This is a genomic window from Microbacterium sp. I2, from assembly GCF_051364985.1.
Taxonomy (GTDB): Bacteria; Actinomycetota; Actinomycetes; order Actinomycetales; family Microbacteriaceae; genus Microbacterium.
In genome coordinates, this window is sequence record NZ_JBLWIH010000007.1 from 404,851 (window position 1) to 431,830 (window position 26,980).

The following is a 26,980-nucleotide window of genomic DNA, read 5'->3' on the forward strand; positions in this document are numbered from 1 at the left end:
CCGCTGTCATTCCCTACTGCGGGTCGCCACCGAGGGGTCCGACGGCCGGGATCGGCCCGCCGTCGTCGGCGCCGGTCTTGCGCCAGCGCGCCACGGCGTTGCCGAGGTGGTAGATCAGCAGCGCGGCGGCGGCGCCGATCACGATCGCGCCGAGCTGGAAGTCGCCCCACTGCATCGTGAATCCGGCGATCGCGATGACGAGCGCGACCGCTCCGGTGTACTGGTTGACGGGCCGCGAGAAGTCCACGCGGTTGTCGACCCAGATCTTGATGCCGATGATGCCGATGAGCCCGTACAGCGCCGTGGTGACACCGCCCAGCACGCCGGCGGGGATCGAGTTGAAGACCGCGCCGACCTTGGGTGACATCGCGAGGAGGATCGCGACGACGCCGGCGACCCAGTACGCCGCGGTGGAGTACACGCGGGTCGCGGCCATCACGCCGATGTTCTCGCCGTACGTGGTCGTGCCCGATCCGCCGAAGAAGCCGGCGAGCGTGGTCGCCGCGCCGTCGGCGATGAGCGCGCGTCCGGTGTGCTGGTTGACCGAGGCATCCGTCATCGTCGCCACGCCGCGCACGTGTCCCACGTTCTCGGCGATGAGCACGAGCACGACCGGCAGGAACATCGCGATGACGCTCCAGGTGCCCGGGGAGGCGAAGTCGGCGATGTGGAACTCGGGGAAGCCCACCCATGCCGCCTCGCCGACGGCGGTGAAGTCGACCTCGCCGAAGAGCAGAGCGGCGATATAGCCGACGATCACGCCGAGGAAGATCGAGATGCGCCCGAGGAACCCGCGGAACAGCACGCTGAAGAGGATCACCGCGACGACCGTGATGGTGGCGGTGAGCGGCTGCAGCTGGAAGTTGCTCCACGCGACCGGTGCCAGGTTGAAGCCGATGAGAGCGACGATCGCCCCGGCGACGACCGGCGGCATGAGCTTGTCGATCCAGCCGAGGCCGGCGAACTGGACGATGAAGCCGACGGCGGCGAGCAGGATGCCGACCGCGACGATGCCGGCCAGCGCCGAGCCCATGCCCTGCGACGCGGTGGCCGCGGTCACGGGGGCGATGAACGCGAAGGACGAGCCGAGGTAGCTGGGGAGCTTGTTGCGCGTGATGATCAGGAAGAGCAGCGTGCCGATGCCGGAGAACAGCAGCGTCGTCGGCACCGGGAAGCCCGTGATCACCGGGACGAGGAACGTGGCGCCGAACATCGCGATGACGTGCTGCGCGCCGATCGCGATCGTGGCGGGCCAGTTCAGGCGCTCGCCCGGTGCCACCACCTCGCCCGGTTCGACGGTCCGGCCGTTGCCGTGAAGGGTCCACACAGGCATGCGCGCTCCTTGCGCTCAGGGGATGATGCGACCATCACGATAGCGGCCCGCGGGCGGGGTCTCGGGTTGCCCCGGGCAAGCGGCATCCGACAGGGTGAGATGCCGGCTCGAGTGCGCGGAGCCACCAGACACCGATGCGACGGAGAGACGTGACCGAACCAGTGAACCCCGCACCGCCTGCGCCGTCTGCGGCCGTGGGTCCGGACGCAGTCGGAGCCGGTCCGACGGCCGGCACGGCCGCCCTCGATCTGCGAGGCCTGCGCAAGAGCTTCGGGCAGAAGGTCGCCGTCGCCGATCTCAGCCTGCAGGTGCCGACGGGATCCTTCTACGGCCTCGTCGGGCCGAACGGCGCCGGCAAGACGACGACCCTGTCCATGGCGACAGGACTGCTCGCGCCGGATGCCGGCCAGGCTCTCGTGCACGGCGTCGACGTGTGGCGCGATCCGGTCGCCGCCAAGGGCATGCTCGGCAACCTCGCCGACGGCGTCAAGCTGTTCGACCGGCTCACCGGCGAGCAGCTGGTGACCTACAACGGGCTGCTCTTCGGGCTGAGCCACGACGAGATCGCGCAGCGCACCGCTGATCTGCTCGCGCTGATGGACATGACGGATGCCGCGGGCACGATGGTCGTGGACTACTCGGCCGGCATGACCAAGAAGATCGCGCTCGCCTGCGCTCTCGTCCACGCCCCGCGACTGCTCGTGCTCGACGAGCCCTTCGAGTCGGTCGATCCGGTGTCGGCGGCGAACATCCAGGACATCCTCACCGGCTACGTCGCGAGCGGCGGCACGGTCATCGTCTCGAGCCACTCGATGGACCTCGTGCAGCGCATGTGCGACCACGTCGCCATCGTCGCCGCCGGGCGGCTGCTGGTCGCCGGCACCGTCGATGAGGTGCGCGCCGGGCAGTCGCTGCAGGACCGCTTCGTCGAGCTCGTCGGAGGCCGTCGCCACACGGAAGGGCCGGAATGGTTGCGACGCTCCTGAGGCTGCGGTTCCGCGTCCTCGGCAACCAGCTGATGCGCAGCCCGTGGCAGCTGGTGGGCTTCCTGTTCGGCGCGCTCTATGGTCTGGGTCTTCTCGCCGGGATCGTCGTCGGGTTGGTGCTCCTCGGCTTCGGCGACCTGCGGCTCGCGTCGGACGTGATCATCGGTGCCGGGTCGCTCGTGACGCTCGGCTGGGCGCTCGTCCCGCTCATCGCGTTCGGTGTCGACACGACTCTGGACCCCGACCGCCTCGTGGTCTTCCCGATGTCGCGGGCGCGCATGATGGTGGCGCTCACGCTCGCCGGCGTGTGCGGCATCCCCGGCATCATCACGTCGGCAGCGACCCTCGCGACGATCGCGACGTGGGTGCACTGGCCCGCGGCCATCGTCGCGTGGATCGTGAGCGCGCCCCTCGCCGTCTTGACCGCGGTCGTCGCGTCGCGCACGGTGGCGACGGTCGCCTCCGGTCTCGGCAGCGGGCGGCGGTTCCGCGAGGTGTCGGGCATCCTGATCTTCATCCCGCTGATCCTCGCCGGACCGATCATCGCCGCCGTCGCGACCGGTTTCGCCGTCAACGCCGAGGCCCTGCTGGCCTTGGTGCCGCTGCTCGGCTGGACTCCGCTCGGGGCCGCCTGGGCCGTGCCTGCGGATGCCGCCGCCGGCGACCTGCTCGCCGCGGGCGCGAAGCTGCTCATCGCAGTCGCGACGCTGGTCGTCCTGTGGCTGCTGTGGCGGCAGTCGCTCGCGCGCTCGCTGGTGAATCCGCGACGGGCATCGGCCGCCGCGGTGAAGGCGGGGTCGATCGGCTGGTTCGGTCGCGTGCCTACCGGGGCGGCGGGCGCGATCTTCGCACGGGCCCTGACGTACTGGACGCGCGATCCGCGATACCTGCGACAGCTCGTGGGAGCACCGCTGGTGCCGCTGCTGCTGTGGTTCTATGCGCGCGACGGAGACCCTTTCGCGGCGCTGGCGTTCTCGGCGCCGATCATCGCGTTCGTCATCGGGATCGTCGTCTACGCCGACATCTCATACGACGGCACGGCCTTCGGCACCGAGATCATGACCGGAGCCTCCGGCCGAGCGGATCGTGTGGGCCGCACGTTCGCTGCGGCGGCCGTGGCATTGCCTCTGGTGCTGGTGGCCGCGGTCCTGCCCTTCGCCTTCTCTGGACGGTGGCAGCAGTTCCCCGGGATCCTCGGCATGTCGATCGCGATCCTGTTCGTCTGTTACGGCGTGTGCGCGCTCACGTCGGCGCAGCTCGTCGTGCCGGTCGCGGCGTCGGGCGACAATCCGTTCAAGCGGGTGCCGGGCTCAACGTTCCTGCAGGGGCTCGCGTTCCTCGGCATCTGGCTCGCAGCGCTGCTGCTGTCGGCGCCGGCTGTCATCGTCGGGGTGATCGGCTTCTTCACCGAGAACGCCGCGATGAGCTGGATCGCCTTCGCGGGCGGCATCGTGCTCGGATCGGTGGTGCTGGCGGCAGGCATCCTGATCGGCGGGAAGATGCTCGATCGCACCGGCCCCGTCCTCCTCGCGCGCCTGAAGGCGATGAAGAACGCCTGAGCGGAAGGCCGGGAGCGCGGCTCAGGCGGAGGTCAGCAGATCCAGCAGCTCGCGGTAGCGGGCGGCGGTGCGCTCCACGACGTCCTGCGGCAGCGTCGGCGGCTCGCCCCGCTTGTCCCAGTTCGCGGCGAGCCAGTCCCGCACGATCTGCTTGTCGAAGCTCGCCATGCGCTCCTCGGGCGTCGTGCCCGACTCCCACGCCGCGGCATCCCAATACCGCGACGAATCGCTCGTGAGCACCTCGTCGGCCAGCGTCAGGACGCCGTTCTCATCGACACCGAACTCGAACTTGGTGTCGGCGAGGATCACGCCGCGGCCCTCCGCGGTGCGTGCCGCGCGGGTGTAGATCTCGAGCGAGAGGTCGCGGAGCTCCTCGGCGCGTTCTGCCCCCACCAGCTCCACGGTGCGCTCGAACGAGATGTTCTCGTCGTGCTCGCCCATCGGCGCCTTGAACGCGGGGGTGTAGATCGGCTCGGGAAGCCGGTCCCCGTTGGACAGGCCGGCGGGCAGCGGGATGCCGCACACCGTGCCGTCGGCCTGGTACTCGGCCCACCCCGACCCGGTGAGATACCCGCGCACGACGCACTCGATCGGCTGCATGTCGAGGCTCTTCACCACCATCGCGCGCCCGGTGACGGCATCCGGAATCAGTCTCTGCACGTCGTCGGCGGTGTTCGCCTCGCCGTCCGCACCGAGGGTCAGCGTGTGCGAGGCCGCGAGATGGTTCGGGATGCTGCGCGCGCCGTCCGCGCCCGCGAGGCGGTCGAACCACCACAGGCTGAGCGTGGTCAGCAGCACGCCCTTGCCCGGGATCCCGGGCTCGAGCACGTGGTCGAACGCGCTCACGCGATCGCTCGCGACGACGAGCATGCGCGCGGGCGACGCGCCTTCGGCCGTGTCGGCGGGGACGTACAGGTCCCGCACCTTGCCGGAGTACACGTGTCGCCAGCCGGGCAGGTCGAGGGCAGAGGGGGTCGCGTCCGTCACCCGCCCCATTATCCCGGGGCGTGGGTCAGGGCGTCACCACGTCGACGTACGCGAACGCCTCGTCCGTGACCCCCGGCCAATGCTCGGCGTGCTGGACGTCGAGCATGACCCATTCGCGCAGTGTGCGCCCGCCGATCTGCATGCGCTCGCCGCTGCGGGCGGCCTCCAATTCATCCGCGCGCTCAGCAGGCACCTTGACCACGAGAGTGCCGCGATGGCTGATGAACGCGAACACCTTGCCACGGATGCGCAGGCCCTCGCTCCCGAACATCGGGCCGATGTCGACGCCGGGGCGCCCGAGGTACTCTGCCGCGATCGGGTCGAAGATCTCACGCGCTCGCGCGACCGCCGCGGGATATTCGCCGGCTGGTGATGAAGCGTCCGGGTCGTCGGTCATGCTGAGACCATACGGCCGGGCGCAGACGTGAAGAAAGAGCTCCGGGCCGGGCTTGCGCGGATTCCACGCCGTGTCAACCCGATGGCGCGCCGGCGGAGCCACCGCCACCATGGAGACATGACAGCACTCGCAGTGACCCTGCTCATCATCGGAATCGTGCTGCTGCTGTTCGGCGTGTTCGTCGAGGCGGTGCAGTTCCTGCTGTGGATCGGGATCATCATCCTGGTGATCGCCGTCATCGCGTGGCTGATGCGCTTCATTCGACGTCAGACATGACAGCGCCCGGCATTCGGCTGTGAAGTCACCGCATCGACGACTTCTCAGCCGAAGACGGGCGTAACCTGACCACAAACGATGCCCCGGACCCGGCATCCGCGGCCCGCACCTCGCGAGCCGCGGGAACGGGGCTGGAGCATGAACGAGCAACAGGCCCGCGAGGTAAAGGACCTCTCGCCGGGTCGCCACCGCGCCGGCAACGATTTCACCGAACTCTCGCGCATCGTGACGTCGAGCGGCCTCATGCGCCGACGTTACGGCTACTACTGGACCAAGCTGATCGGCGCGGTCCTCGTGCTGGGCGTTGCGATCGCCGTCTTCATCATGATCGGCGATACGTGGTGGCAGCTGTTCACCGCCGCCGCACTGGCCGTCGTGTTCACCCAGATCGCCATGCTCGGGCACGACGCCGCGCATCGCCAGATCTTCGTGTCGGGAAAGTGGAACGACTGGACGTCCCTCGTCCTCGGCAACCTCCTGGTGGGCATGAGCTACGGGTGGTGGCAGCACAAACACACCCGTCACCACGCCAATCCGAACAAGATCGGCACCGATCCCGACATCGAGCTGCCGGTCATCGCGTTCACCCCAGAGCAGGTGGAGCAGCGTTCGCGCCGTCATGGTGCCGCCGTGAAGTGGCTCATGGCTCATCAGGGCCTGTTCTTCTTCCCGATCCTGCTGCTCGAGGGGCTCTCGCTGCACGCGTCGGGGGTCCGGCGGGTGTTCTCGCCCGAGCCTCTCCGCCGCCGGTGGATCGAGGCCGCGTTCCTGCTGCTGCGGATCGGCGCTTACCTGGCGCTCGTATTCGTGGTGCTCTCACCCGGTATCGCCGCGGTGTTCCTGGCGGTGCAGCTGGGCATCTTCGGCGTGTACATGGGTCTGTCCTTCGCGCCCAATCACAAGGGCATGCCTCTCGTGCCCGCCGATCTCAAGCTCGACTTCCTCCGACGGCAGGTGCTGATGAGCCGCAACATCCGCGGCAGCAGGATGCTCGATGTCGCCATGGGAGGACTGAACTACCAGATCGAGCACCACCTGTTCCCGTCGATGCCGCGGCCGCACCTGCGCAAGGCGTCGCTCACGATCCGGCAGTACTGCCTCGATCATGGCGTGCGCTACACCGAGACGGGACTGTGGGAGTCGTACGGGATCGTCACGCGGTACATCAACCGCGTCGGGCTCGGCGAGCGTGATCCGTTCGAGTGCCCGCTGCTGCAGCAGCGTGCGGCGGTGTGACCGGCCGCGCCGGACGCTCGCGCGCCCGACTCCGGCAACCGCGGCCGTTCATCCCGACAGCGGGTGCTGGTTCACGCAGCGTGGGCACCGAACTCGCGCCGGCGCTCGTCAGCCTTCGACGACGCGTGCCGCGATGTCGCTGCGGTGCTGTCCTCCCTCGAGGCCGATCTCGGCGACCGCGCGATACACGCGATCGCGCGCCTCGGTGAAGGTCGTGCCCAGTGCGACCACGTTGAGCACCCGCCCGCCGGTGGCGACCAGGCCGCCGTCGGTCTCGGCGGTGGCGGCGTGCGCGAGGTGCACGCCTTCAACCGCCTCCGCCGCGTGCAGGCCGGTGAGCGGGCGGCCCGTCACGGGTGCGGCGGGGTACCCCTCGCTGGCGAGCACCACCGTCACCGCGACGGCTTCGGCGAAGGCCGGCTGCGGCCGGTCTTCGAGGTGACCGGATGCCGCGGCCAGCAGCAGCTCCGACAGCGGGTCGACCAGCCGCGGCAGCACGACCTGCGTCTCGGGGTCGCCGAAGCGCGCATTGAACTCGATCACCTTGACGCCGGCGTCAGTGAGGATGAGCCCGGCGTAAAGGAGCCCGATGAACGGGGTGCCCTCGGCATCCAGCTGCCGGATCACCGGGTCGGCGATCTCGCGGGTGACCAGCTCGACGAACTCCGTTTCGCCGCCGAAACGCTCCGACAGCCAGGGCAGGGGCGAGTACGCGCCCATTCCCCCGGTGTTGGGCCCCTCATCACCGTCGAGCAGCCGCTTGTAGTCCTGCGCCGGGCTGAGCGGCACGACATGGTCGCCGTCGCTCAGGAAGAACAGCGACACCTCGGGCCCCGCGAGGAATTCCTCGACGAGCACCGGCCCGAGCGGCAGATAGACCTCGGCGTGGGCGAGGGCAGCAGCGCGGTCGTCCGTGACGATGACGCCCTTGCCCGCAGCGAGCCCATCGGCCTTGACCACGTGCGGGGCACCCAACTCGTCGAACGCGGCCTCGACCTCGGCCCGGCTCGCGGCACGGACCGCGCGGCCGGTGGGCACGCCCGCGGCATCCATGATCCGCTTCGCGAAGGCCTTCGAACCCTCGAGCTGCGCCGCCGCCTTGCCCGGACCGAACACCGGGATGCCGCGCTCGCGCACGGCGTCAGCGACGCCCGCCACGAGCGGGGCCTCGGGCCCGATCACGACGAGGTCGACGTGGTTCTCGTTCGCGAAGCTCGTGACCGCGGCCGGATCGTTCGCGTCGAGTGCGACGAGCTGCGCGTGCTGCGCGATGCCGGCGTTGCCGGGGGCGGCGAAGATCTCGTGCTCCGCCTCCTCCGCACGCAGGGCGAGGATGATGGCGTGCTCCCGCGCGCCCGAGCCGAGGACCAGGATCTTCACCCGGCCAGCCTACTCAGCGTCGCCTCCGGCGTAGCGTGGAGGGATGGCGCGCAAGATCTCGACCGACGACGGCCGCTCTGCGCTGAGCGCGGTGCGGGCGGCGGCCGAGGCATCCGTCGCCCCCTCCCGCACCGACCACGCGACCGCGGTGCGGTACCTGCTGCAGCTGCTGGCCGAGAAGGCGCCGGGCAACTCGGTCGAGGTGCGGGTGCCGCCGTTCGGTGCGGTGCAGGTCGTCGAGGGTCCGCGCCATACCCGCGGCACGCCGCCGAACGTCGTCGAGACCGACCCGGCGACGTGGATCGCGCTCGCCACGGGTCAAGTGCAGTGGACGGATGCCGCGGCCGCCGGCCGCATCCACGCCTCCGGCACACGGGCCGACATCTCGGACCTGCTTCCGCTGCGACCCTGATCCTCCGACGCCGCGTCCCGTCGCGCTTCGCGCTCTCGAGAACCGCGACGTGGCGCTGCGCTCGGCTATGGTGGACGATAGGTTAGGCTTTCCTAACCTTGCCGCGCGACTCGCGCGCACCGCATTCTCGCTGGGGTTCAAATGCGCTCGAACATGTCGCTCCGCCGTGCCGTCATGGCGGGTCTCGTCTCCGCCATCGTGGTGCTGGCTCCCTCGGCGGCGTGGGCCGCGTCGCCTCCGACCATCGCCACCGCCACCGCCACCGCCACCGACGCGTGCGCCGTGACTTCGGCGCAGCTGTCGTGGGGATTCAAGGAGTCGTTCCGCTCCTACATCTCCGGTTCGATCGCGCACGGCACGTGGGAGGTCCAGGGCGGCGCCACCTACGAGACCCCGCGGTTCGGCTGGACGGGAGGAGCGGGAACGTACAGCCCTGAGACCTCGACCGGTTCGATCGCGTTCCCCGGCGGCATCCGGTTCACCGGACACGACGGTCTGCTCGACACGACGGTTCAGAACCCCACTGTGGTCTTCACAGGCCCGGCGACCGCACAGCTGCTGATCGACATCACCGGGGTCTCGATGGAGAACGCCCTTGCGGGCGTCAACACGCCCGTGACCACGCTGCAGGTACCGCTCCTCGACCTCGATTTCGCCGCCGCTGTCGTCGAGACGCAGCACAGTGCGCTCACGGTTTCGGTCGTCGACGCTCCGGCCACGATCACGGCGGAGGGGTTCGCGGCCTTCGGCAACTACGAGACCGGCACGCCGTTCGACGCGTTGTCGCTGATCGTGTCCGCGGAGTGCCCGCAGGCGGCGATGCCCGCGCCGACTCCGACCGAAACGGCGGAGGCCCCGATCGAGACGGATGCCGCAGCCGCGGCGTCCGCCCCGACCCCCTGGTTGCCGTGGGTCATCGCCGGCGGCGCGGTCGTGGTCGTCGGTGCGGCGGCTGCGTTCGCGGTGGCGCGGCGTCGGGAACGCAAGGACGACTCGGCGTGACGCTGCCGGGCGTGACACCCGGCGCCGGGGATCGGAACCGCCGCGCGGCGGGTGTGGGCGCGCTCATCGTGGCCGCGCTCCTCCTCACGGCGTGCGCCTCGACGTCGGCGCCCGCGACGGACGCGAGCGTCGCCGTCGCGCAGACGCCGTTCGACGAACTGGTGCCGCTCGAGGACCCGAGGTCGTTCGAGGGACCCTCCAGCGCTGTCCTTGCCGACGCCGAGGTGGAGCCCGTGACCGAGCAGCCTGAGCAGAAGCTGCCCGTGGAGGTCATCTCGTATGATCTCGACGGCGATACGGCGGTGACGGTGGATGACACGTCGAGCATCATCGCGATGGACCTGTCAGGCTCGCTGGCGGCCACCGTGTGGGGTCTGGGCCTGGGTGACCGCCTCGTCGGGCGCGACGTGTCGACGACTTTCCCCGGCACTGAGCACCTCGACGTCGTCACGAGCGGCGGACACACCGTCAACGCCGAGGCGATCATCGCGTTGGAGCCCACGCTCGTGCTGACGGACGGCAGTATCGGCCCCGCCGACGTCGTGGAGCAGCTGCGCGACGTGGGCATCACCGTCGTCTTCGTCCGCAGCGCGTCATCGTTCGAGGGCGCGGCGCAGCTCGCCCGCGACGTGGGGCGCATCCTCGGCGTCGACGAGGCGGGAGAGCTGCTCGGCGACCGGATCGAGAGCGAGGTGGATGCCACGCGCGCCCGGATCGCGGAACTCGCGCCGGAGGACGAGGCCGATCGCCTGCGAGTCATGTTCCTGTATGTCCGCGGCTCGGCGGGCGTCTATTACCTGTTCGGCGAGGGGTCCGGCGCCGACGATCTCATCGAGGGACTGTCGGCGATCGACGTCGCGGGCGAGCTGGGCTGGAGAGGCATGCAGCCGCTCACCGACGAGGCGATGGTCGCAGCCGATCCCGACCTGATCCTCGTGATGAGCAAGGGGCTGGAGTCGGTCGACGGCGTCGACGGGCTCCTCGAGTCCAGGCCGGCCATCGCGCTCACCGAGGCGGGCCGGCACCGGCGGTTCGTGGACATGGCAGACGGCCAGATCCTGTCGTTCGGTCCACGCTCCGCCCACGTGCTCGAGGCACTCGCGCGGGCGATCTACGCACCCGAGGCCGGTCCGTGACGTCCGCCGCGGAACGCGTGGTGACGCCAGCCCCGCAGCGTACCGGCATCCCCTCCCTCACTCGCCGCCGCATCGCCGTCACCGTGGTCACGGGGACGCTGCTCGTGGCCGGCGTGATCCTCTCGGCCGGTCTCGGACAGCTGCCGATCGGCCCGGCCGAAGTGGTCGGATCCGTGCTGAGGGCCGTGGGCATCGCGAACCCGTGGGCACCGGCCGAGCAGCTCATCGAGCAGACGCTGTGGCAGATCAGGTTTCCTCGCGTCGTGATGTCGCTTCTGGTCGGTGCCCTGCTGGCCGCCGCGGGCGCGGTCATGCAGGCGATCTTCGCCAATCCGCTCGCCGAGCCCGGCGTCGTGGGGGTGTCGTCCGGTGCCGCGCTCGGCGCGGCAGCGGCCATCACGCTCGGCACCACCGCGCTGGGCGGCTGGTCGACCGCCGCGTGCGCCTTCGCCGGCGGACTCGCAGCGACCCTCGTCGTCTACGCGACCGCGCGGGCTCAGAGGCGAACCGAGTCCATCACGCTCATCCTCACCGGCATCGCGGTCAACGCCTTCGCCGGTGCGGCGCTTGCACTGCTCATGTTCGTCGGCGACGCGGCGTCGCGCGAGCAGATCGTCTTCTGGCAGCTCGGGTGGATGAACGGCTCGCGATGGTCCGAGGTGGCGCTCGTGGCCCTCGTCGGAGTCGCCAGCGCCGCGGCCGTCGTCGCACTCGCGCGTCAGTACGATCTGCTGTCGCTGGGGGACCGCACCGCGGTGCACCTGGGCGTCCGCGTCGAGCGGCTGCGGATCGTGTCGATCGTCCTCGTGGCGCTGCTGACAGGCGTCGCCGTCGCGTTCGTCGGGATCGTCGCGTTCGTGGGACTGGTCGTCCCGCATATCGTGCGGATGCTGCTCGGTCCATCCAACCGCACGCTCCTGCTGATGTCGCTCCTGGTCGGTGGCACCGTGCTGGTGTACGCCGATCTCTTGGCGCGCACCCTGGTGCCCTCGGCGGACCTGCCGATCGGCATCCTGACCTCTCTCGTCGGCGGGCCGTTCTTCTACTGGCTGATCCGCCGCAACAGGCGCCGGGCTGGTGGGTGGGCATGATCTCGGTCGCATATGCCCTGCGCGATGTCGGCCTTCGCATGGGCGCCGCGGCGATCCTCGACGACATCTCGATCGAGATTCCGTACGGACGCGTGCTCGCGCTCGTCGGCCCGAATGGCGCCGGAAAGTCGAGTCTCCTCGGCATCCTGACCGGTGAGCTCGCCGCCACGACCGGCGACGTCACCCTGGACGGGCGTGCTCTGGGCGCGTGGAGCACCGGGGACCTGTCGAGGGCGCGGTCGGTCCTGCTGCAGTCGAACCAGGTGGCGTTCTCGTTCACGGCCGCAGAGGTGGTCGAAATGGGCCGCGCACCGTGGGCCGGCCACGGCGACCCGGGTGACGACGATCGCGTCATCCGCGACGCTCTGGAACGGACGGATGTCACCCATCTGGCCGCGCGACCGTTCCCCTCGCTGTCGGGCGGCGAGAAGGCGCGGGTGTCACTCGCCCGCGTGCTCGCACAGGATACGCGCGTCGTCATGCTCGACGAGCCGACGGCGGCGCTGGATCTGCGCCACCAGGAGGACGTGCTGCTGATCGCGCGCGACCTCGCTGCCGGCGGGCGTGCGGTTGTCGTGGTGCTGCACGACCTCTCGCTCGCCGCAGCCTATGCCGACGACATCGCGATCGTTCATCAGGGCCGGCTCGTGGCGCTAGGGTCCCCCGGCGTGGTCCTGACGCGCGAGCGAGTCGAGGAGGTCTACCGGACGCCCGTACGAGTTCTCGAAGACCCCGATACCGGCCGCCCGGTCATCCTTCCCCGCCGCGTGCAGTAATACTCCTCAGAGTGTTCTCAGGATTCAGTAAGGTAAGGCTAAGCTAACTACGCGCGCCACCCGCGGCGCCGAAGTCAACGATCCACCTATACCTGGAGGTCTCGTCGTGGTGAGAAATCGAAGGGCCCCGCTGCGGCGGACGCTCGCAAGCGTGCTGACCGGCGCGCTCATCGCATCGGCGGCCGTGGTGGGCATCGCCGTCCCGTCCCATGCGGCCGACGCGCCGGTGGGCGGCGCAACGCTCAGCTGGGGCGTCAAGCAGAGCTTCGTGAACTACCTGCGCGGTCCGATCGCTCACGGCAGCATCACGACCGGCGGTGGAGCGACCGGCACCTACCCGTTCGCATGGTCCGGCGGCACGGGCATCGTCGACGACTCATCCTTCGTGGGCTCGGTGTCGTACCCCGGTGACGTGCACTTCTCAGGGCACGACGGGCTGCTCGATCTGCGCTTCGCGAATCCGCGCATCCAGATCACGAGCGCGACCGCCGCGACGCTGTACCTCGACGTGAACTCGGTGGCCTTCGGAGAGAACCCGGCGATCGATCAGGATGCCGTGCCCTTCGCGTCGCTGACGCTGCCGGCACCTTCGACGGGTGAGAACACGGTCACCTGGACCAGCGCGCCGGCCGTGCTCACCGCCGAGGGAGCGGCCGCGTTCGCCGGCTTCTACAGCGCCGGGACGGCCCTCGACGCCCTCAGCTTCACCGTGCCGTACACGCCCGCGGCCCCCGAACCGGTCACCACCATCACGAGCCTGGCAGCCTCGCCCGTGGCGGAGTCCCAGGTCGGGGCATCCGTCACGCTCACGGCGACCGTCACGCCCGCTGCGGCCGGAACCGTCGAGTTCTTCGACGGCGAGTCGTCTCTCGGCAGCTCGACCGTCGCGTCGGGCGCAGCGTCGATCTCGACGAGCTCCCTGACCGTCGGATCGCACAGCCTCACCGCCGCGTTCACCCCGTCGGATGCCGTCGCGCACGCCGCGTCATCGTCGGCGGCCGTCACTTACTCGGTCACGTCGGCTCCGCAGCCGCAGACCCCCGCCGTCGTGGTGTCGAAGACCGCCGACCTCGACGCAGCAGGCGAGACGGTGGATGTCGCGGGCGAGGGTTTTGTGACCGTCCCGCCCGCGACCGACGCCACCCGGCCGCCCCTCACCGGATCGTTCGGCGGCACCTACGTGCAGTTCGGGTACTACGTCGGTGAGACGTGGACGGCGGCGCCACGTTCCCCCCAGACGACGAAGTGGGCCGTGCTCGAATCCGACCTGGGCAAGATCGGCGGCGCGGCCGCCGGCGGCATCGTGGTCTCGGCCGACGGCGCGTTCGCGACCCAGCTCACCGTGAGTGAACTCGATGCGGCCCCCGCCGAGGCCGCGTACGGCATCCGCACCTTCGCGGGCGGCGGCGCGACGTACGCCCCGTTCTCGACCTTCACCGAGATCGAGTTCGCCGACGCCGCACCCGCCCCGACTCCGACGCTTTCCGTCTCGCAGACGTCGGGCCTCGATCCTGAGGGCGCAACCATCACGATCACCGGCGAGAACTACAGCACCGACGCGCAGGCGATCCACGGTCCGTCCGCCGGACAGCCCGCGGGTGTCTACGCGCAGATCGGATGGCTGGCCGGGGGCTGGCGCCCGTCCGAGGGCGCCGCGGCGGCGACCCGTTCGAACGCGTACTCGGTGTGGGTCCAGGGCGTGAACAGCGCCTCGCCGTACCTGCAGTGGACGGACAACGGCGATGGGACGGCCGACTTCACGTGGGAGGTCGAGATCGACAAGGCGGCCCTCGACGCGAAGCGTCTGGACGGAGCCACGCTCGCGGTCTTCACCGTGGGTGCGGGCGGCGTCGTGCAGGCGGCCAATGAGCAGTCGGTGGCCATCTCGTTCGCTGAGCCGGCTCCGGCGCCGTCGATCACGGTGGCGCCGAATGCCGACCTCGACCCGACCATCGAGAACGTGCTGACGATCACGGGCGAGAATTTCGCGGGGCCAGGGGCGGTCAACGGTGCGTACGTGCTCTTCGGTGAGACCAGCGTGTGGTCGGGTGACGGACCGCTGCCCTCTGCAGGCTGGATCGCCCAGGGATGGGTCATGCCTCGCCAGATCGTCGACGGTCGCTTCACCACGACGCTGACGGTGCCGGCCGGCACCCTGCTCGCATCCGGGACGTACCAGGTGGCGACCTCCGCCGCGCACGCGCTCTCGATCACGGATCGGTCGCTTGATGCCTTCGCCGCCGTGTCGGTGGCTCAGGGCGAGATCGCGCCGAGCATCTTCCTGAGCAGCGGGTCCGTCGCGCAGGGCGGGGCGCTCGAGGTGCGCGGCGCCGGCTTCCCATCGGACCTCCCCGCCACGGTCACGGTGAACTCCGACCCGATCACGCTCGGCACCGCGGTGGTGGGTGAGAACGGCTCCTTCACCGTGTCGGGCGCAGTGCCCGCCGACTTCCCGGTCGGCGCGCACACCGTGGTCGCCACGGCAGGTGACGTGACGGTGTCGCAGGCACTCACCGTGACCGCCGCGCCCGCGCCGGCGACCGTCGTGCCGACGGAGCAGCCGTCGTGCGTCGCGAGAGCGGTGGCGGGCGCGACCTTCCAGTGGAGCGTCAAGGAGAGCTTCCGCAACTACATCCAGGGTCCGATCGCCCATGGCTCGTACTCGATCGATTGGGCCGCGGGATCGGGCGCGTACAGCACCGAGACCGACCGTGGCCGCGTCGCCTACGGCGGTTCTGCGCATTTCACCGGGCACAACGGCCTGCTCGACCTGACGATCGCGAACCCGCGGGTTCAGGTTCATGGCACCTCCACCGCGTCGCTGATCGTCGACGTGCGTTCGACGGCCACCGACGGCAGCACGGCGGTCGACGCGAACGGCGTCGTCTTCGCCACGCTCTCGCTCCCGGCTGTCAGCGAGACGGCCGGTCGCATCAGCTGGAGCGGTGCTGCAGCGACGCTGACGGCGGCCGGGGCGGAGGCCTTCGCCGGCTTCTACCCCGCCGGCACGCCGCTGGACCCGGTGTCGTTCGCCTTCCCCCTCGGCAGCGAGGTCGACTGCGATTCGACGACGACCGGGAATCTCGCCGCTACAGGCGGCGAGTCGCCGATCGACCTGCTGTGGGTGAGCGTGACGATGCTCCTCCTCGGCGCGGGGGTCTTCGTCATCCGCCGCCGCACGGCGCGGGTGTGATCCCCGGGGGAGACCGGCTTCGCGTCGACCTCCCCGCGACGGCGTCCTCTCCTCGGCTTCCGGAGAGGGCGCCGTCCTGCGTCTCTCGCCGCGCAGCGCCTTCGAGTGGGACAATGGAGCCATGCCCGAGCACAGCCAGGATCGCATCGAGACCGTCCGCGTGCGTCGCGCACCCAAGATCTCGGTCTTCCTGATCGCGGGCGGGGCCGTGGGCCTGTTGGTGGCGCTGATCCTGACGTTCGCGTTCAACGGCACCGCCGACCCCAGCCCCAACACCGGCGTCGAGTACTCCCAGGGTCAGGTGTTCGGCTTCCTCGCCCTCGTCTGCGTGCCGATCGGCATCGCGCTGGCAGGCGTCACGGCGCTCATCCTCGACCGCCGTTCGCAGGGGCGCACGCGTCAGGTCACCGTCGACCACGAGTCCGTGCACGTCGACCCCGAGCCCGGCACCAACGGGCACGGCCCCGGCCACTGAGGTCGGCCCACTGCGGCGCCGCCTCCCGCCGGCTCAGGCTCGCAGTGGGATCAGGCAAGCTCGGCGATGATCGGGTGGATCGCGGCGTCGAAGGCCGCGACATCCCCGCGCAGTCCGTCGGTCACGGCGACCGTGAGCGATCCGATCCACCACACTCCCCGCTGAGTGAGCGGCAGCACCTGCACGTTGAGTTCGAACGAGTGCGCCCGCCGGCCGACCTGCCGCTCGTGCTCGGCGATGGCGCTCGCATAGGCCCGGTACGCCGTGCCCGTGCCGTGCGAAGCGTCGCGCCGGTACCTCGCATTCGCCGACTGCGCGAACGCGAGCGCCTCAGGCCCGAACGGAGTGACGGCGGCTCGCAGCTGCTCGGCGCCGCGCGAGGGGAGGGCCAGGAGCGTGTCGTACCCGTCGACCAGTTCGAGGGGCACCTCGGCCGGGTGAGCCTGCGGTTCGACCGTCATCGCCCAGTACTCGCGCCACTGCCGCTCGAGCAGGGCCTGTGCCTCTTCGGCCCGGTCGTTGGCGCGCGCAGGGATCCCGCGCAGATGAGGCAGCTCCTCGGGCGATCGGATGCCGAGGACCTGGCGCAGGTAGAGGGCGAGAAGCACCGGCTGACCGGCGTCTTCGCGGATCAGCCATTCCGGAGCCCCAGCGCTGCCCATGCCGTTCATTCTAGGTCCGGGCGGCTCGGGCAGATCCGGTGCCGCTGAGCTCGGGCCGCGCGGGAACGGCCGTCGCCCGGCGCGGACTCACGGCATCCGCGCCCTGATGCCGCCGGTAGGCTGGTAGCCGTGGCCTCCTCCCAACGCGACGCCCGCTCCCGCCCTGAGCCGGTGAACCCGTACACCGCTGCCGGCGTCGACACGGCTGCGGGCGATCTCGCCGTCGAGCTGATGAAGTCGGCCGTGCGGCGCACGCACGGACCCGAGGTCCTGGGCGGCGTCGGCGGCTTCGCCGGACTCTTCGACGCGACGGCCTTCAAGGCGTACGACAAGCCGCTGCTCGCGACCAGCACCGACGGCGTCGGCACGAAGGTCGCGATCGCGCAGGCCATCGACAAGCACGACACGATCGGCCTCGACCTCGTCGGCATGGTCGTCGACGACATCGTCGTGGTGGGAGCGAAGCCGCTCTTCATGACCGACTACATCGCGTGCGGCAAGGTCTTCCCCGAGCGGATCGCCGACATCGTCCGAGGTATCGCGGCCGGTTGCGCCGAGACCGGCACCGCGCTCGTGGGCGGCGAGACCGCTGAGCATCCCGGCCTGCTCGGACCGAACGACTACGACGTCGCCGGCGCCGCCACCGGCCTCGTCGAGGCGTCGCGAGTGCTCGGCGCCGAACGCGTCCAGGACGGCGATGTCGTGCTCGCGCTGGCGAGCTCGGGACTGCACTCCAACGGCTACTCGCTCGTGCGCCACATCGTCGCGGGTGCCGGCATCCAGTACGGCGACCGCGCCGCCGACCTCGGCACACACGGCTCGACGTGGGGTGAGGCGCTGCTCGAGCCCACGCGCCTGTACGCGCAGCCGCTGCTGCGCCTCATCGCCGATCACGGTGACCGCATCCACGCCCTCAGCCACGTCACCGGCGGCGGCATCGCCGCGAACCTCGCACGCGTGCTCCCGCAGGACACGTGGGTCGAGGTCGACCGGTCGACCTGGTCACCGCCGCCGGTCTTCCGCGTCCTCGCCGACCTCGGCGACCTCGAGCTCGAGTCGACCGAGGGCACGTGGAACCTCGGGATCGGGTTCCTCGCGGTCGTGGCGGCGGAGAAGGCGGATGCCGCGGCATCCGCTCTGTCTCACGAAGGCATCGCCGCGTGGCAGGTCGGCGTGGTGCACACCGGCCCCCGGCCGGACGGCGACTTCGAGCAAGGCGCCAAGGGCGTCGACGGCGGCGCGGTGCGCCTGGTCGGCGCGTATGCGAGCAACGCGGCGCACTGACCGCGGTTTCACACCTCAAACGGAGCAGGCAACACCCATGTGCGGAATCGTCGGGATGGTCGGGCGAGGCCCCGTCAATCAGGAGATCTACGACTCTCTCCTCCTGCTGCAGCACCGAGGTCAGGACTCCACGGGCATCTCGACCGCCGAGCGCAGCGGCACCGTGCACATGCACAAGACCCGCGGTCAGGTGCGCGAGTCGTTCCGCACGCGCGACATGCGCGGACTGCTCGGCGAGATCGGGCTCGGCCATGTGCGCTATGCGACCAAGGGCACCGCCACCAACGAGGAGGAGGCGCAGCCGTTCTATGTGAACGCCCCCTACGGAATCGTCCTGGTGCACAACGGCAACCTCACCAACACGCGTGAACTCAGCGCCGAGCTCTTCCATAAGGACCGCCGTCACCTCAACACGAGCTCCGACACCGAGCTGCTGGTCAACGTGCTGGCGCACGAGCTGCAGGAGTCGATCTCGGGCCTCGAACTCGACCCGGAGCAGGTCTTCCAGGCCGTCACGCGCGTGCATGAGCGGGTCGAGGGCTCCTACGCGACGATCGCCCTGATCGCCGGCTACGGTCTGCTGGCGTTCCGCGATCCGTTCGGCATCCGGCCCCTGATCCTGGGCACGCGCAAGCACGACGACGGGCACTACGAGTGGGTCGTCACGAGCGAGTCGCTCGTGCTCGAGAACGGCGAATTCGAGATCGTGCGCGACGTCGACCCCGGCGAGGCGGTCTTCATCGACCTCGAAGGCAACCTGCACACGCGCCAGTGCGCGGCCGATCCCAAGCTGGTGCCGTGCTCGTTCGAGTACGTGTACCTCGCCCGCCCCGACTCGGTCATGAACGGGATCGCCGTGTACGAGGCGCGCCTGCGCATGGGTGAGCGCCTGGCCGACACCATCGCCAAGCACACGCCGCGCGAGGCGATCGACGTCGTCATGCCCATCCCGGACTCTTCGCGCCCGGCGGCGATGCAGGTGGCGCGCAAGCTCGGCGTCGAGTACCGCGAGGGGTTCTACAAGAACCGCTACGTCGGCCGCACGTTCATCATGCCCGGGCAGGCCGTGCGCAAGAAGAGCGTGCGACAGAAGCTCAACGCCATGTCGAGCGAGTTCAAGGGCAAGAACGTGCTGCTGATCGACGACTCGATCGTGCGCGGGACGACGTCGAAAGAGATCATCCAGATGGCTCGGGATGCCGGAGCCAAGACCGTCACGTTCGCCTCGGCCGCGCCGCCGGTGCGCTACCCGCACGTCTACGGCATCAACATGCCCTCGCGCCACGAGCTCGTCGCGCACGGCCGGACGATCCCCGAGATCGCCGAGGAGCTCGGCGCGGACTTCGTCGTGTACCAGGAGGTCGCAGACCTCAAGGCGGCGATCCTCGAAGGCTCGGACGTGGAGGATCTCGACATGAGCTGCTTCGACGGCCGCTACATCACCGGCACGGTCACCGAGGAGTACCTCGAGTGGGTCGAGGGCTCCCAGGAGAGCTGAGTTCCTGCCCGAGGCATCCGTTCCCGGTCCGCTCCCTGCCCGAAATCCGGCCCGGCGACCCGACACGCCGGGGTTGAGGCGGGGTGACCCGCGTGTCGCTGTGACCGAGCCGGATTTCGAGCAGGCTGCCGTCAAGCTTCGGGTGCTTCCTGCACCGCGCGCACCTCGATGCGGCCCTGCAGCGCCGCCGCAGCCTTGGCGGTCCAATCGAGGGCAGCGGCTTCGTCGGGTGCCTCGATGACCCAGAACCCGCCGACGTAGGACGGGGCCTCGACGAACGGCTCGTCGAGCACGCGGGTCTCGCCGGACGTCACCTCGACGGTCTTCGCGGTGGAGGGCGGGTTGAGTCCCGCGGCGAACACGAACGCGCCGGCGTCCTTGAGGGCGGTGTTGAACTCGTCGACCGCCGCCATGACGGCGGCCAGCTCCGCGGGGTCGAACTCCTGCATCGACTCCATCGTCGGCTCGCTCGCGGAGTCGTGGGGCACGGTCAGGAAGTACTGAGTCATGATGGATCCTCTCTCGTGGGGGGCGTGGTGTCGCCCTCATCCTTGCGTCGAACGGGGGGCTGCGAAATCGACATGCTCCCAATATCCGGTTCGGTGACCCGACACGCCGGGGTCGAGGCGGGGTGACCGGCGCGTCGCCGTGACCGAGCCGGATTTCGGGCAGGGGATTGCGCGGAGGCCACTGCGAATCGCGGCATCCCACCGGCCCGTAGGCTTGGGGAGTGAATCCGACTCCTGCCCGCCCGCTCTGGCAGGGACGGACCCTCGCCCTCGTCGGCATCGTGCTGTTCGCCTTCTCGCTGCGATCGGCGGTCGCCTCGCTGTCGCCGCTGTTCGACCACATCGCGGCGGACTTCGACCTGCCGGCGGCGGTCATCGGACTCATCGGCACGGCACCGCCGGTCTGCTATGCGGTCTTCGGACTGCTGACGCCCGCCCTCGAGCGGCGGTTCGGGCTCGAGCGGCTCGCGGTCGCGGCGATGGTCGTGGTCGCCATCGGGCTCGTCGCCCGCAGCCTGGCCCCGAACTCGGGCCTGCTGCTGGCAGGCACCGCGCTCGTCTTCGCCGCCGTCGGCACGGGCAACATCCTGACGCCGCCGCTGGTCAAGCGGTACTTCCCCGATCGCGTCGGGCTCATGACGACGGTCTTCTCGACGACGATGGCCGTCGCGACGTTCGTGCCGCCGCTGATCGCGGTTCCGGTGGCGGATGCCTCGACCTGGCAGGTCTCGCTCGGGCTGTGGGCGGTCTTCGCGCTGGCCGCCGCCGTGCCGTGGATCGGGCTGGCGGTGCGGCGCGCCTCGTTCGACCGATCCGAGGCGGAGGCGAACGGAGACGACATCGAGGCGGCGAGCCCCCGCGTGCTCGGACGCATGTGGCGCCTGCCGCTCGCGTGGGCACTGCTGGTGGGATTCGCGGTCTCGGGCGTCATCGCCTACACCTCGTTCGCGTGGCTGCCGAAGCTGCTGGTCGACGTCGCCGGGTTCACCCCCGCCGTGGCCGGCGTGCTGCTGGCGCTGTTCGGGTTCATGGGGCTGCCGGCGTCGCTCGCGGTGCCGCTCCTGGTCACGCGCGGCAACGCGACGCGGGTGCTGTTCGGCGTCGCCGTGGTCTCCGGTCTCGTGGGCGTCGCGGGTCTGCTGTTCGCGCCGTCCTTCGCGACGTGGCTGTGGGTCGCGCTGTTCGCCTCGGCACCGCTGCTGTTCCCGCTCACCCTCGTGCTGCTCGGGCTCCGCACCCGCACCCACGAGGGCGCGGTCGCGCTGAGCAGCTTCGTGCAGAGTGGCGGCTACGCCATCGCCGCGCTGTTCCCGGTGGGCATCGGGCTGCTCCACGACGCGACCGGCTCGTGGACGGCACCGCTCGTGGTGCTGGCCGCCGTCATCGCCGCGGCGATCCCGGCTGGAGTGGTCGCGGCGCGGCAGCACACGGTCGAGGACGAATGGGAGTCTCGCCACGGCGCGTGGTGAGGCATCCGTCACACGGCTTCCGTCGACACGGGTCTCACAGCCGTCTCGAGATATATCGTGTTAGCGTCGCGGCATGACGACCGAGAACCCCACCCTCGAGTCCGCCGTCCGGGCCGACATCGCCGCCGCCGAGCAGCCCAGCCGCCCGATCAGGCGGATGCTGCGGCGCGTGCGCGTGTGGATAGACAAGCACCCGCGACTGAATGCGGCCTACCGCACGGGCGTCGGTGTCATCGGTGGCGTGCTCGCCGTGGGAGGACTGCTGCTCGTGCCGCTGCCCGGCCCAGGCTGGCTGATCGTGTTCCTCGGCCTCGCCGTGCTCGGCACCGAGTTCCACTGGGCGCGCCGCGCCGCAGCAGGGCTCAAGCGGATGCTCGAACGCTTCTGGGCGTGGTGGCGCGCACGCCGCGCGCGCAAGGCGGCGACGCGGGCCGACTCGCCCGAGGGTGTGTAGGGCTTACGCCTGCGACGAGACGGGCGAGGTCTCGTCCTCGTCTTCGTCGCTGTACTCGTCCGCCCACTTGTCGACGTACGCGTCGTCGCTGGGATGACCGAGCTCGCGCTCGAGCGCCGAGTAGTTCACGTTGTACGTGTCGTACTTCAGCTCTCGGGCGATCTTGGTGTGCTTCGCCTTCTGACGGCCACGCCCCATGCGAGACCCCCTCATATCTGAGTCGCGGGATGCATGCGGGCGATCGGCCGCCGCAAACCCGGGCATTCACGAATCCGGCTTCGAACCGGTAAGAGTAGCATTCAGAATAACACGGAGCCCCGCACCCCGGCGGCTCCGGCGGCCTTCGGCGGGGGACTCCGGAGGCGATCCCGAGAAGGAAGTGCGGACATATGACCGACGAGGCATCCGAGACCGCGAACGACGCCATGACGAACAAGGGGCTGCAGGGAGCGGTCATCGCGGGAGTCATTCCCGATCAGCCGCCGCGGGTGCTCAAGGAGGCGGCGCGCTACGCCAAGCTGTTCCAGGCGCCGCTGGTGGTCGTCCACGTCGATGTGACCCGCTTCGTGACGTACGAAGATCCCGACGGCTACGTGCATTCGGCGCCGATCGATCTCAACATCGCGGCAGGCGAGGGCGAGCTGACGAAGGTGCAGGATGCCGCGGCATCCGTCCTCGGTGAGTCCGGTCTGGAATGGACCGTGCGCCAGCTCGTGGGTGACCCGGCGATGGCGCTCAAGCATTTCGCCGATCAGATCGACGCACGACTGCTCGTCGTCGGCACGCGCAAGCGCGGGATCGGCGAGTCGATCCGCGAGTTCTTCACCGGCTCGGTAGGGGCGCGTCTCGCGCACCGCCAGCACCGGCCGATCCTGATCGTGCCGCTCGGCGAGCCCGTTGCCGACGACGAAGAGATCTGGCCCGCCTGAGCCGCGCCTCCGCCGCCTCGCCGGCGCCCTCTCGACCGCGAGAACCCACCGGACGGACGAAGGGTGGGTGCTAACCACCGTCTCGTCCGCCAGATGGATTCTCGCGGATGGGGGTCGGCGGCCGCTGAGCGCGGCGAGGGGATGCTGCGGCTCAGCCGCGCAGCGCGCGGGTGATGTCGCGGGCGATCCGGTCCAGGTCGGACGCCAGCTCGTCGACCAGAGAGGCCGCGAGGTCGCCGCCCCGCGCGACGTGCGTGCGCAGGTCGCTGCGGACACGGGCCCGGAACTCGTTCACCGCCGCGTCGGCACGCTGCAGCTGTTCGCGGGCGAGCACCCTCGGGTCGTCGCCGCCGCGCGGCGCCTGTGAGGCGTGCGCGCGCTCGTCGGCGGTCGCCGCGGCGAGATCGGCCCGAAGGCTCTTCATCGCCTCGCGCACACTGCCGCGCACCTCGTCGGCGATGAGGCGCACCGAGTCGGCGAGACCCGCCTCGATCCCTTCGAGCTCACCGGCGCGCGCCTCAACTTCGGCATGGCCGGCTTCGGTGATCGCGTACACCGTCTTGCGGCCGTCCACGCTCTTGGTCACCAGACCCTCCTCCTCGAGCTTCGCCAGCCGCGGATAGATGGTGCCGGCACTCGGGGTGTAGGTGCCGCCGGTGCGGTCCGACAGCGCCTGCATGATGTCGTAGCCGTGCCGGGGTCCTTCGTCGAGCAGGTTCAGCAGGTACAGGCGAAGGTCGCCGTGAGAGAAGACCGGGGTCATGCTCACCACTCCTCTTCGTCGACGCCGGCTGCCGCGTCGGCGGGGGTCTCGGTCGCCGGCGTCGCCGGACGACGCAGCACCGTCACGTCTGCCGACACCGTGTTCACGCGGACGTCGGCGAAGCTGCCGCTGAGCTCGCCGGCCGCGCCGACGAAGTTCGTCGTGGGGCCGGTGCCGCGACCGGACCGCACTTCGCCGTCGACCTGGACGCGACCGCTGACACTGCGGATGACATAGTTTGCGGGGTAGCCGTCGTCCAGGCGCACGGTGGCGTTGCCGCTCACGGTGTTGAGGCTGACGCTGCTCGTGTCGCCGCTCGAGTCGACGAGCATCGCGCCCGACACGGTGTCGATGGATGCCCGGCTCAGGGCGCCGGTGGCGGCGATGTCGCCCGAGACGCTGTTGGCGCTCAGCGAGCCCTCGAGGCCGCGCACCTGCACGTCGCCCGACACGGCGTTGACCCGCAGGTCGCCGGTGAGGCCGTCGACGATGATGTCGCCCGAGACGGTGTTGAGGGACGTGTCGCTGTGCAGTCCGGCGACCAGCGCGCTGGCGCTGACCACTCCGAGGTTCAGGGCGACGGCGCGGGGCACGGCGACGCTGATCTCTGCGCGGGGACCGCCTGAGCCGAAGTTGCGGAACACTTCGAGGAAGTTGTCCCAACGCAGCTGAGGGTGGTCGATCTCGAGAAGATCGCCGTTCACCTCGATGCGCAGGTCTTTCACGGTGACGCCGTGCACCTCGATGCGAGCGCCGGGCTCGTCGTGGGCGATGACGTCGATCTGGCCGGCGACGAGGCCGACCTTGAGGGAGCGCACATTCTCGATGTCGATCACGCGCGTCTCGCCCGGATGGATGATCCACTTCTCCAGGGCCATGCTGCTACTCCTGTCGTTTCCGAGTCGTTCGGTCGATTCGCGATATATCGCGTGAGACGAGTGTAACACGATATATCGCGATGTGGTCAAGCGTGTCCCCAAGGGGGAGACGGCGACCTTGACATTGACGCAACGTCAACCTCTAGCGTGAAGGACATGAACGAGAGGGAGTGGTCGATCCAGCAGATCGCGAAGCTCGCCGGCACGACGAGCCGCACCTTGCGGCACTACGACGACATCGGCCTGCTTACGCCGTCGAGCATCGGCCACAACGGCTACCGCTACTACGACGAGGCCGCGCTCGTGCGCCTGCAGCGCATCCTGCTGCTGCGCGAGCTCGGTCTCGGACTGCCGCAGATCGGGGACGTGCTCCAGCGGGAGGCATCCGAGGAGCACGCCCTGCAGAGCCATCTGGCGTGGCTGCGGCAGGAGCAGGACCGGCTGACGCGGCAGATCGCGTCGGTCGAGACCACGATCAGTGCATTGAGAGGAGGTGAACGACTGATGGCAGAGAACATGTTCGACGGCTTCGACCACACGCAGTACAAGGAAGAGGTCGAGGAGCGCTGGGGCAAGAAAGCCTATGCCGACAGCGACCGCTGGTGGCGCTCGATGAGCGCCGACGAGAAGGCCGCGTGGCAGCAGCGAGTGTCTGATCTCGGTCGCGACTGGATCGCGGCAGCCGAGGCCGGCATCGCGCCCGAGAGCGTCGAGGCGCAGGCCCTGGCCAAGCGACACGTGGAGTGGCTGACCGGAGTGCCCGGCACGCCCGCCGCCGTCCCGGGCGGTGACGTCAAGGGCTACGTCATCGGCCTCGGCGAGATGTACGTGGCCGACGAGCGCTTCGGCGCCCACTACGCGACGAGCGAGGGTGGCACCGCCGGTGCCGAGTTCGTGCGCGACGCGCTCCGGATCTACGCGGAGGCGAACCTGTAGTCCCCACCCGGGTGTGGAAAAGAGCGGATGCCGCGGCCGATGAGGCCGCGGCATCCGTTCATTCCGGTCTGCGGGTCGGACGTCAGGTGTTCCGGCTCCCGCTGATGACCCTGAACAGGAACGCGATGAGCGCGATCACTCCGACGATGAGCGCCACCCACAGCAGCCAGCTCAGCGCCGAGTTGAGGCCGCCGACGATCGCGAGGATGATCGCGACGACGATGATGATGATCAAGGCGAGGTTCATGGAGGTTCTCCTTCTCCGTCGTCGATGCGCGGGGTAGCGCACCGGATGCCTCATGGGCACCCTCTGAGACTGGCACCATGCCGGACCCCGGGCGTAGGGGCTTGACGTGATTCCCGCGCCGGTGATAGGCGCTCCAGCGGTCGTCGGCCGACGACGGGTAGTGCGTGCACCATGACGATGTCAACCCCTGTGAACCGGGGGGCGCGCGCACGTAGCGTCGCGGCATGACCACCTCTGAGCCGACCGACCCCACCGAGAAGCATCACAGCGACGGATTCCCGCCGCAGCAGCAGGATCAACCCGGCCTGACCGAGGAGACCCGGCCCGAGCCCGACCACGGCGAGCGGTCTTACCGAGGCTCGCTGAAGCTCAGTGGACGGCGCGCTCTGATCACGGGCGGCGACTCCGGCATCGGCCGCGCGGTGGCGATCGCGTTCGCGCGCGAAGGCGCCGACGTCGCGCTGACGTACATGCCGGAGGAGAAGGAGGACGCCGACGACACCGTGCGGTGGGTCACCGAGGCGGGGATGCGGGCGCTCGCGCTCGAGGGCGATCTGCGTGAGGAGTCGTTCTGCGGCGAGATCGTCGACCGTACCGTCGCCGAGCTCGGCGGGCTCGACATCCTCGTGCTGAACGCGGCGTATCAGAAGGATCGCGAGGGTGTCGACAAGCTCGAGACCTCGGAGTTCGATCGGGTGTTCCGCACCAACCTCTACGCTCAGCTGTTCACCGCCCGTGCCGCCATCCCGCACTTGAAGCCGGGCTCGTCGATCATCGTCACCACCTCGATCCAGGCGTTCAACCCGTCGCCGGGACTGATCGACTACGCGATGACCAAGGCCGCGCAGGTCGCGTTCGTCAAGGCGCTCGCGCAGGATCTCGGGGAGAAGGGCATCCGTGTGAACGGCGTGGCTCCTGGCCCGATCTGGACGCCGCTCATCCCCGCGACGGGCTGGGACCAGGAGCGCCTCGACAGCTTCGGCGCCGACACGCCCCTCGGGCGCGCCGGGCAGCCGGCGGAACTCGCCGGCGCCTATGTGTACCTCGCGAGTGAGGACGCGTCGTACGTCTCGGGTGCGATCCTGCCGGTCACCGGCGGCAAGGGACTCTGA

The 26,980-nt window shown here is 70.0% G+C and carries 28 protein-coding genes; 18 read left to right on the top strand and 10 right to left on the bottom strand.

Annotation, left to right across the window (positions count from 1 at the left end; translation table 11 throughout):
• Positions 1-13 precede the first annotated feature (13 nt).
• Positions 14-1,333 (bottom strand): uracil-xanthine permease family protein, encoded by a 1,320-nt coding sequence (locus ACLKM7_RS07035; RefSeq protein WP_436446430.1) that lies wholly within the window; start codon positions 1,331-1,333, stop codon positions 14-16.
• A gap of 134 nt (positions 1,334-1,467) precedes the next feature.
• Here ACLKM7_RS07035 and ACLKM7_RS07040 point away from each other — a divergent pair, with 134 nt between their 5' ends.
• Positions 1,468-2,319 carry an ABC transporter ATP-binding protein gene (locus ACLKM7_RS07040; protein ID WP_436446431.1) on the top strand — a complete coding sequence of 284 codons (852 nt, stop codon included), beginning with the start codon at positions 1,468-1,470 and terminating at the stop codon, positions 2,317-2,319.
• A complete protein-coding gene (locus tag ACLKM7_RS07045; RefSeq protein ID WP_436446432.1) occupies positions 2,301-3,878 on the top strand; it encodes a hypothetical protein in 1,578 nt (525 codons plus the stop codon). Before ACLKM7_RS07040 ends, ACLKM7_RS07045 begins: the two co-directional genes overlap by 19 nt.
• A 21-nt stretch (positions 3,879-3,899) precedes the next feature.
• On the opposite strand, the gene ACLKM7_RS07050 is transcribed toward ACLKM7_RS07045, so the two are convergent.
• Positions 3,900-4,874 carry a phosphoribosylaminoimidazolesuccinocarboxamide synthase gene (locus ACLKM7_RS07050; RefSeq protein ID WP_436446433.1) on the bottom strand — a complete coding sequence of 325 codons (975 nt, stop codon included), beginning with the start codon at positions 4,872-4,874 and terminating at the stop codon, positions 3,900-3,902.
• 16 nt (positions 4,875-4,890) lie between these two features.
• Positions 4,891-5,262: a hypothetical protein gene (locus ACLKM7_RS07055; protein WP_436446434.1), complete on the bottom strand. Its 372-nt coding sequence runs from the start codon at positions 5,260-5,262 to the stop codon at positions 4,891-4,893.
• 117 nt (positions 5,263-5,379) lie between these two features.
• Here ACLKM7_RS07055 and ACLKM7_RS07060 point away from each other — a divergent pair, with 117 nt between their 5' ends.
• Complete coding sequence (locus tag ACLKM7_RS07060) at positions 5,380-5,538, top strand: hypothetical protein (protein ID WP_168913436.1); 159 nt, start codon at positions 5,380-5,382, stop codon at positions 5,536-5,538.
• Positions 5,539-5,676: 138 nt separating this feature from the next.
• Positions 5,677-6,774: a fatty acid desaturase family protein gene (locus tag ACLKM7_RS07065; RefSeq protein ID WP_436446435.1), complete on the top strand. Its 1,098-nt coding sequence runs from the start codon at positions 5,677-5,679 to the stop codon at positions 6,772-6,774.
• Between the two features lie 108 nt (positions 6,775-6,882).
• On the opposite strand, the gene purD is transcribed toward ACLKM7_RS07065, so the two are convergent.
• Positions 6,883-8,154: a phosphoribosylamine--glycine ligase gene (gene purD, locus ACLKM7_RS07070; protein ID WP_436446436.1), complete on the bottom strand. Its 1,272-nt coding sequence runs from the start codon at positions 8,152-8,154 to the stop codon at positions 6,883-6,885.
• Between the two features lie 43 nt (positions 8,155-8,197).
• Here purD and ACLKM7_RS07075 point away from each other — a divergent pair, with 43 nt between their 5' ends.
• The 7 genes from ACLKM7_RS07075 (at position 8,198) to ACLKM7_RS07105 (ending at position 16,239) form a co-directional block, all read left to right on the top strand.
• Positions 8,198-8,566: a sterol carrier family protein gene (locus tag ACLKM7_RS07075; protein WP_436446437.1), complete on the top strand. Its 369-nt coding sequence runs from the start codon at positions 8,198-8,200 to the stop codon at positions 8,564-8,566.
• Between the two features lie 153 nt (positions 8,567-8,719).
• Positions 8,720-9,568, top strand: coding sequence for an HtaA domain-containing protein (locus tag ACLKM7_RS07080; protein WP_436446438.1), 849 nt, complete (start codon positions 8,720-8,722; stop codon positions 9,566-9,568).
• Complete coding sequence (locus ACLKM7_RS07085) at positions 9,565-10,704, top strand: heme/hemin ABC transporter substrate-binding protein (RefSeq protein WP_436446439.1); 1,140 nt, start codon at positions 9,565-9,567, stop codon at positions 10,702-10,704. Before ACLKM7_RS07080 ends, ACLKM7_RS07085 begins: the two co-directional genes overlap by 4 nt.
• Before the next feature lie 47 nt (positions 10,705-10,751).
• A complete protein-coding gene (locus ACLKM7_RS07090) occupies positions 10,752-11,795 on the top strand; it encodes a FecCD family ABC transporter permease (protein ID WP_436446474.1) in 1,044 nt (347 codons plus the stop codon).
• On the top strand, positions 11,792-12,571 hold the full coding sequence (locus ACLKM7_RS07095; RefSeq protein ID WP_436446440.1) for a heme ABC transporter ATP-binding protein: 780 nt from the start codon (positions 11,792-11,794) through the stop codon (positions 12,569-12,571). Before ACLKM7_RS07090 ends, ACLKM7_RS07095 begins: the two co-directional genes overlap by 4 nt.
• A 151-nt stretch (positions 12,572-12,722) precedes the next feature.
• Positions 12,723-15,764: an HtaA domain-containing protein gene (locus ACLKM7_RS07100; RefSeq protein ID WP_436446441.1), complete on the top strand. Its 3,042-nt coding sequence runs from the start codon at positions 12,723-12,725 to the stop codon at positions 15,762-15,764.
• A gap of 121 nt (positions 15,765-15,885) precedes the next feature.
• Positions 15,886-16,239, top strand: coding sequence for a potassium transporter Trk (locus tag ACLKM7_RS07105; RefSeq protein WP_436446442.1), 354 nt, complete (start codon positions 15,886-15,888; stop codon positions 16,237-16,239).
• 50 nt (positions 16,240-16,289) lie between these two features.
• Here ACLKM7_RS07105 and ACLKM7_RS07110 read toward each other — a convergent pair whose 3' ends face one another.
• Positions 16,290-16,901 carry a zinc-binding alcohol dehydrogenase gene (locus tag ACLKM7_RS07110; RefSeq protein ID WP_436446443.1) on the bottom strand — a complete coding sequence of 204 codons (612 nt, stop codon included), beginning with the start codon at positions 16,899-16,901 and terminating at the stop codon, positions 16,290-16,292.
• Between the two features lie 129 nt (positions 16,902-17,030).
• Here ACLKM7_RS07110 and purM point away from each other — a divergent pair, with 129 nt between their 5' ends.
• A complete protein-coding gene (gene purM, locus ACLKM7_RS07115) occupies positions 17,031-18,185 on the top strand; it encodes a phosphoribosylformylglycinamidine cyclo-ligase (RefSeq protein WP_436446444.1) in 1,155 nt (384 codons plus the stop codon).
• Between the two features lie 37 nt (positions 18,186-18,222).
• A complete protein-coding gene (gene purF, locus ACLKM7_RS07120; RefSeq protein ID WP_436446445.1) occupies positions 18,223-19,683 on the top strand; it encodes an amidophosphoribosyltransferase in 1,461 nt (486 codons plus the stop codon).
• Between the two features lie 131 nt (positions 19,684-19,814).
• Here purF and ACLKM7_RS07125 read toward each other — a convergent pair whose 3' ends face one another.
• Positions 19,815-20,192 carry a YciI family protein gene (locus ACLKM7_RS07125; RefSeq protein WP_436446446.1) on the bottom strand — a complete coding sequence of 126 codons (378 nt, stop codon included), beginning with the start codon at positions 20,190-20,192 and terminating at the stop codon, positions 19,815-19,817.
• Positions 20,193-20,413: 221 nt separating this feature from the next.
• Between ACLKM7_RS07125 and ACLKM7_RS07130 the strand changes: the two genes are divergently transcribed.
• Positions 20,414-21,661: an MFS transporter gene (locus ACLKM7_RS07130; RefSeq protein WP_436446447.1), complete on the top strand. Its 1,248-nt coding sequence runs from the start codon at positions 20,414-20,416 to the stop codon at positions 21,659-21,661.
• Between the two features lie 73 nt (positions 21,662-21,734).
• Complete coding sequence (locus ACLKM7_RS07135; RefSeq protein ID WP_436446448.1) at positions 21,735-22,115, top strand: TIGR02611 family protein; 381 nt, start codon at positions 21,735-21,737, stop codon at positions 22,113-22,115.
• A 3-nt stretch (positions 22,116-22,118) separates the two neighbouring features.
• On the opposite strand, the gene ACLKM7_RS07140 is transcribed toward ACLKM7_RS07135, so the two are convergent.
• Complete coding sequence (locus ACLKM7_RS07140; RefSeq protein ID WP_436446449.1) at positions 22,119-22,313, bottom strand: DUF3073 domain-containing protein; 195 nt, start codon at positions 22,311-22,313, stop codon at positions 22,119-22,121.
• Positions 22,314-22,504: 191 nt separating this feature from the next.
• On the opposite strand from ACLKM7_RS07140, the gene ACLKM7_RS07145 reads away from it, so the two are divergent.
• Positions 22,505-23,044: a universal stress protein gene (locus ACLKM7_RS07145; protein ID WP_436446450.1), complete on the top strand. Its 540-nt coding sequence runs from the start codon at positions 22,505-22,507 to the stop codon at positions 23,042-23,044.
• Between the two features lie 151 nt (positions 23,045-23,195).
• Here ACLKM7_RS07145 and ACLKM7_RS07150 read toward each other — a convergent pair whose 3' ends face one another.
• Together ACLKM7_RS07150 and ACLKM7_RS07155 are read right to left on the bottom strand one after the other, a co-directional pair.
• Complete coding sequence (locus tag ACLKM7_RS07150) at positions 23,196-23,807, bottom strand: PadR family transcriptional regulator (RefSeq protein ID WP_436446451.1); 612 nt, start codon at positions 23,805-23,807, stop codon at positions 23,196-23,198.
• Positions 23,808-23,809: 2 nt separating this feature from the next.
• Positions 23,810-24,685, bottom strand: a complete 876-nt coding sequence (locus ACLKM7_RS07155) for a DUF4097 family beta strand repeat-containing protein (protein ID WP_436446452.1) — start codon at positions 24,683-24,685, stop codon at positions 23,810-23,812.
• Positions 24,686-24,841: 156 nt separating this feature from the next.
• Here ACLKM7_RS07155 and ACLKM7_RS07160 point away from each other — a divergent pair, with 156 nt between their 5' ends.
• On the top strand, positions 24,842-25,621 hold the full coding sequence (locus ACLKM7_RS07160) for a MerR family transcriptional regulator (RefSeq protein ID WP_436446453.1): 780 nt from the start codon (positions 24,842-24,844) through the stop codon (positions 25,619-25,621).
• An 82-nt stretch (positions 25,622-25,703) separates the two neighbouring features.
• On the opposite strand, the gene ACLKM7_RS07165 is transcribed toward ACLKM7_RS07160, so the two are convergent.
• Positions 25,704-25,868, bottom strand: a complete 165-nt coding sequence (locus ACLKM7_RS07165) for a hypothetical protein (protein WP_164861705.1) — start codon at positions 25,866-25,868, stop codon at positions 25,704-25,706.
• Between the two features lie 224 nt (positions 25,869-26,092).
• Between ACLKM7_RS07165 and ACLKM7_RS07170 the strand changes: the two genes are divergently transcribed.
• Positions 26,093-26,980: an SDR family oxidoreductase gene (locus ACLKM7_RS07170; protein ID WP_436446454.1), complete on the top strand. Its 888-nt coding sequence runs from the start codon at positions 26,093-26,095 to the stop codon at positions 26,978-26,980.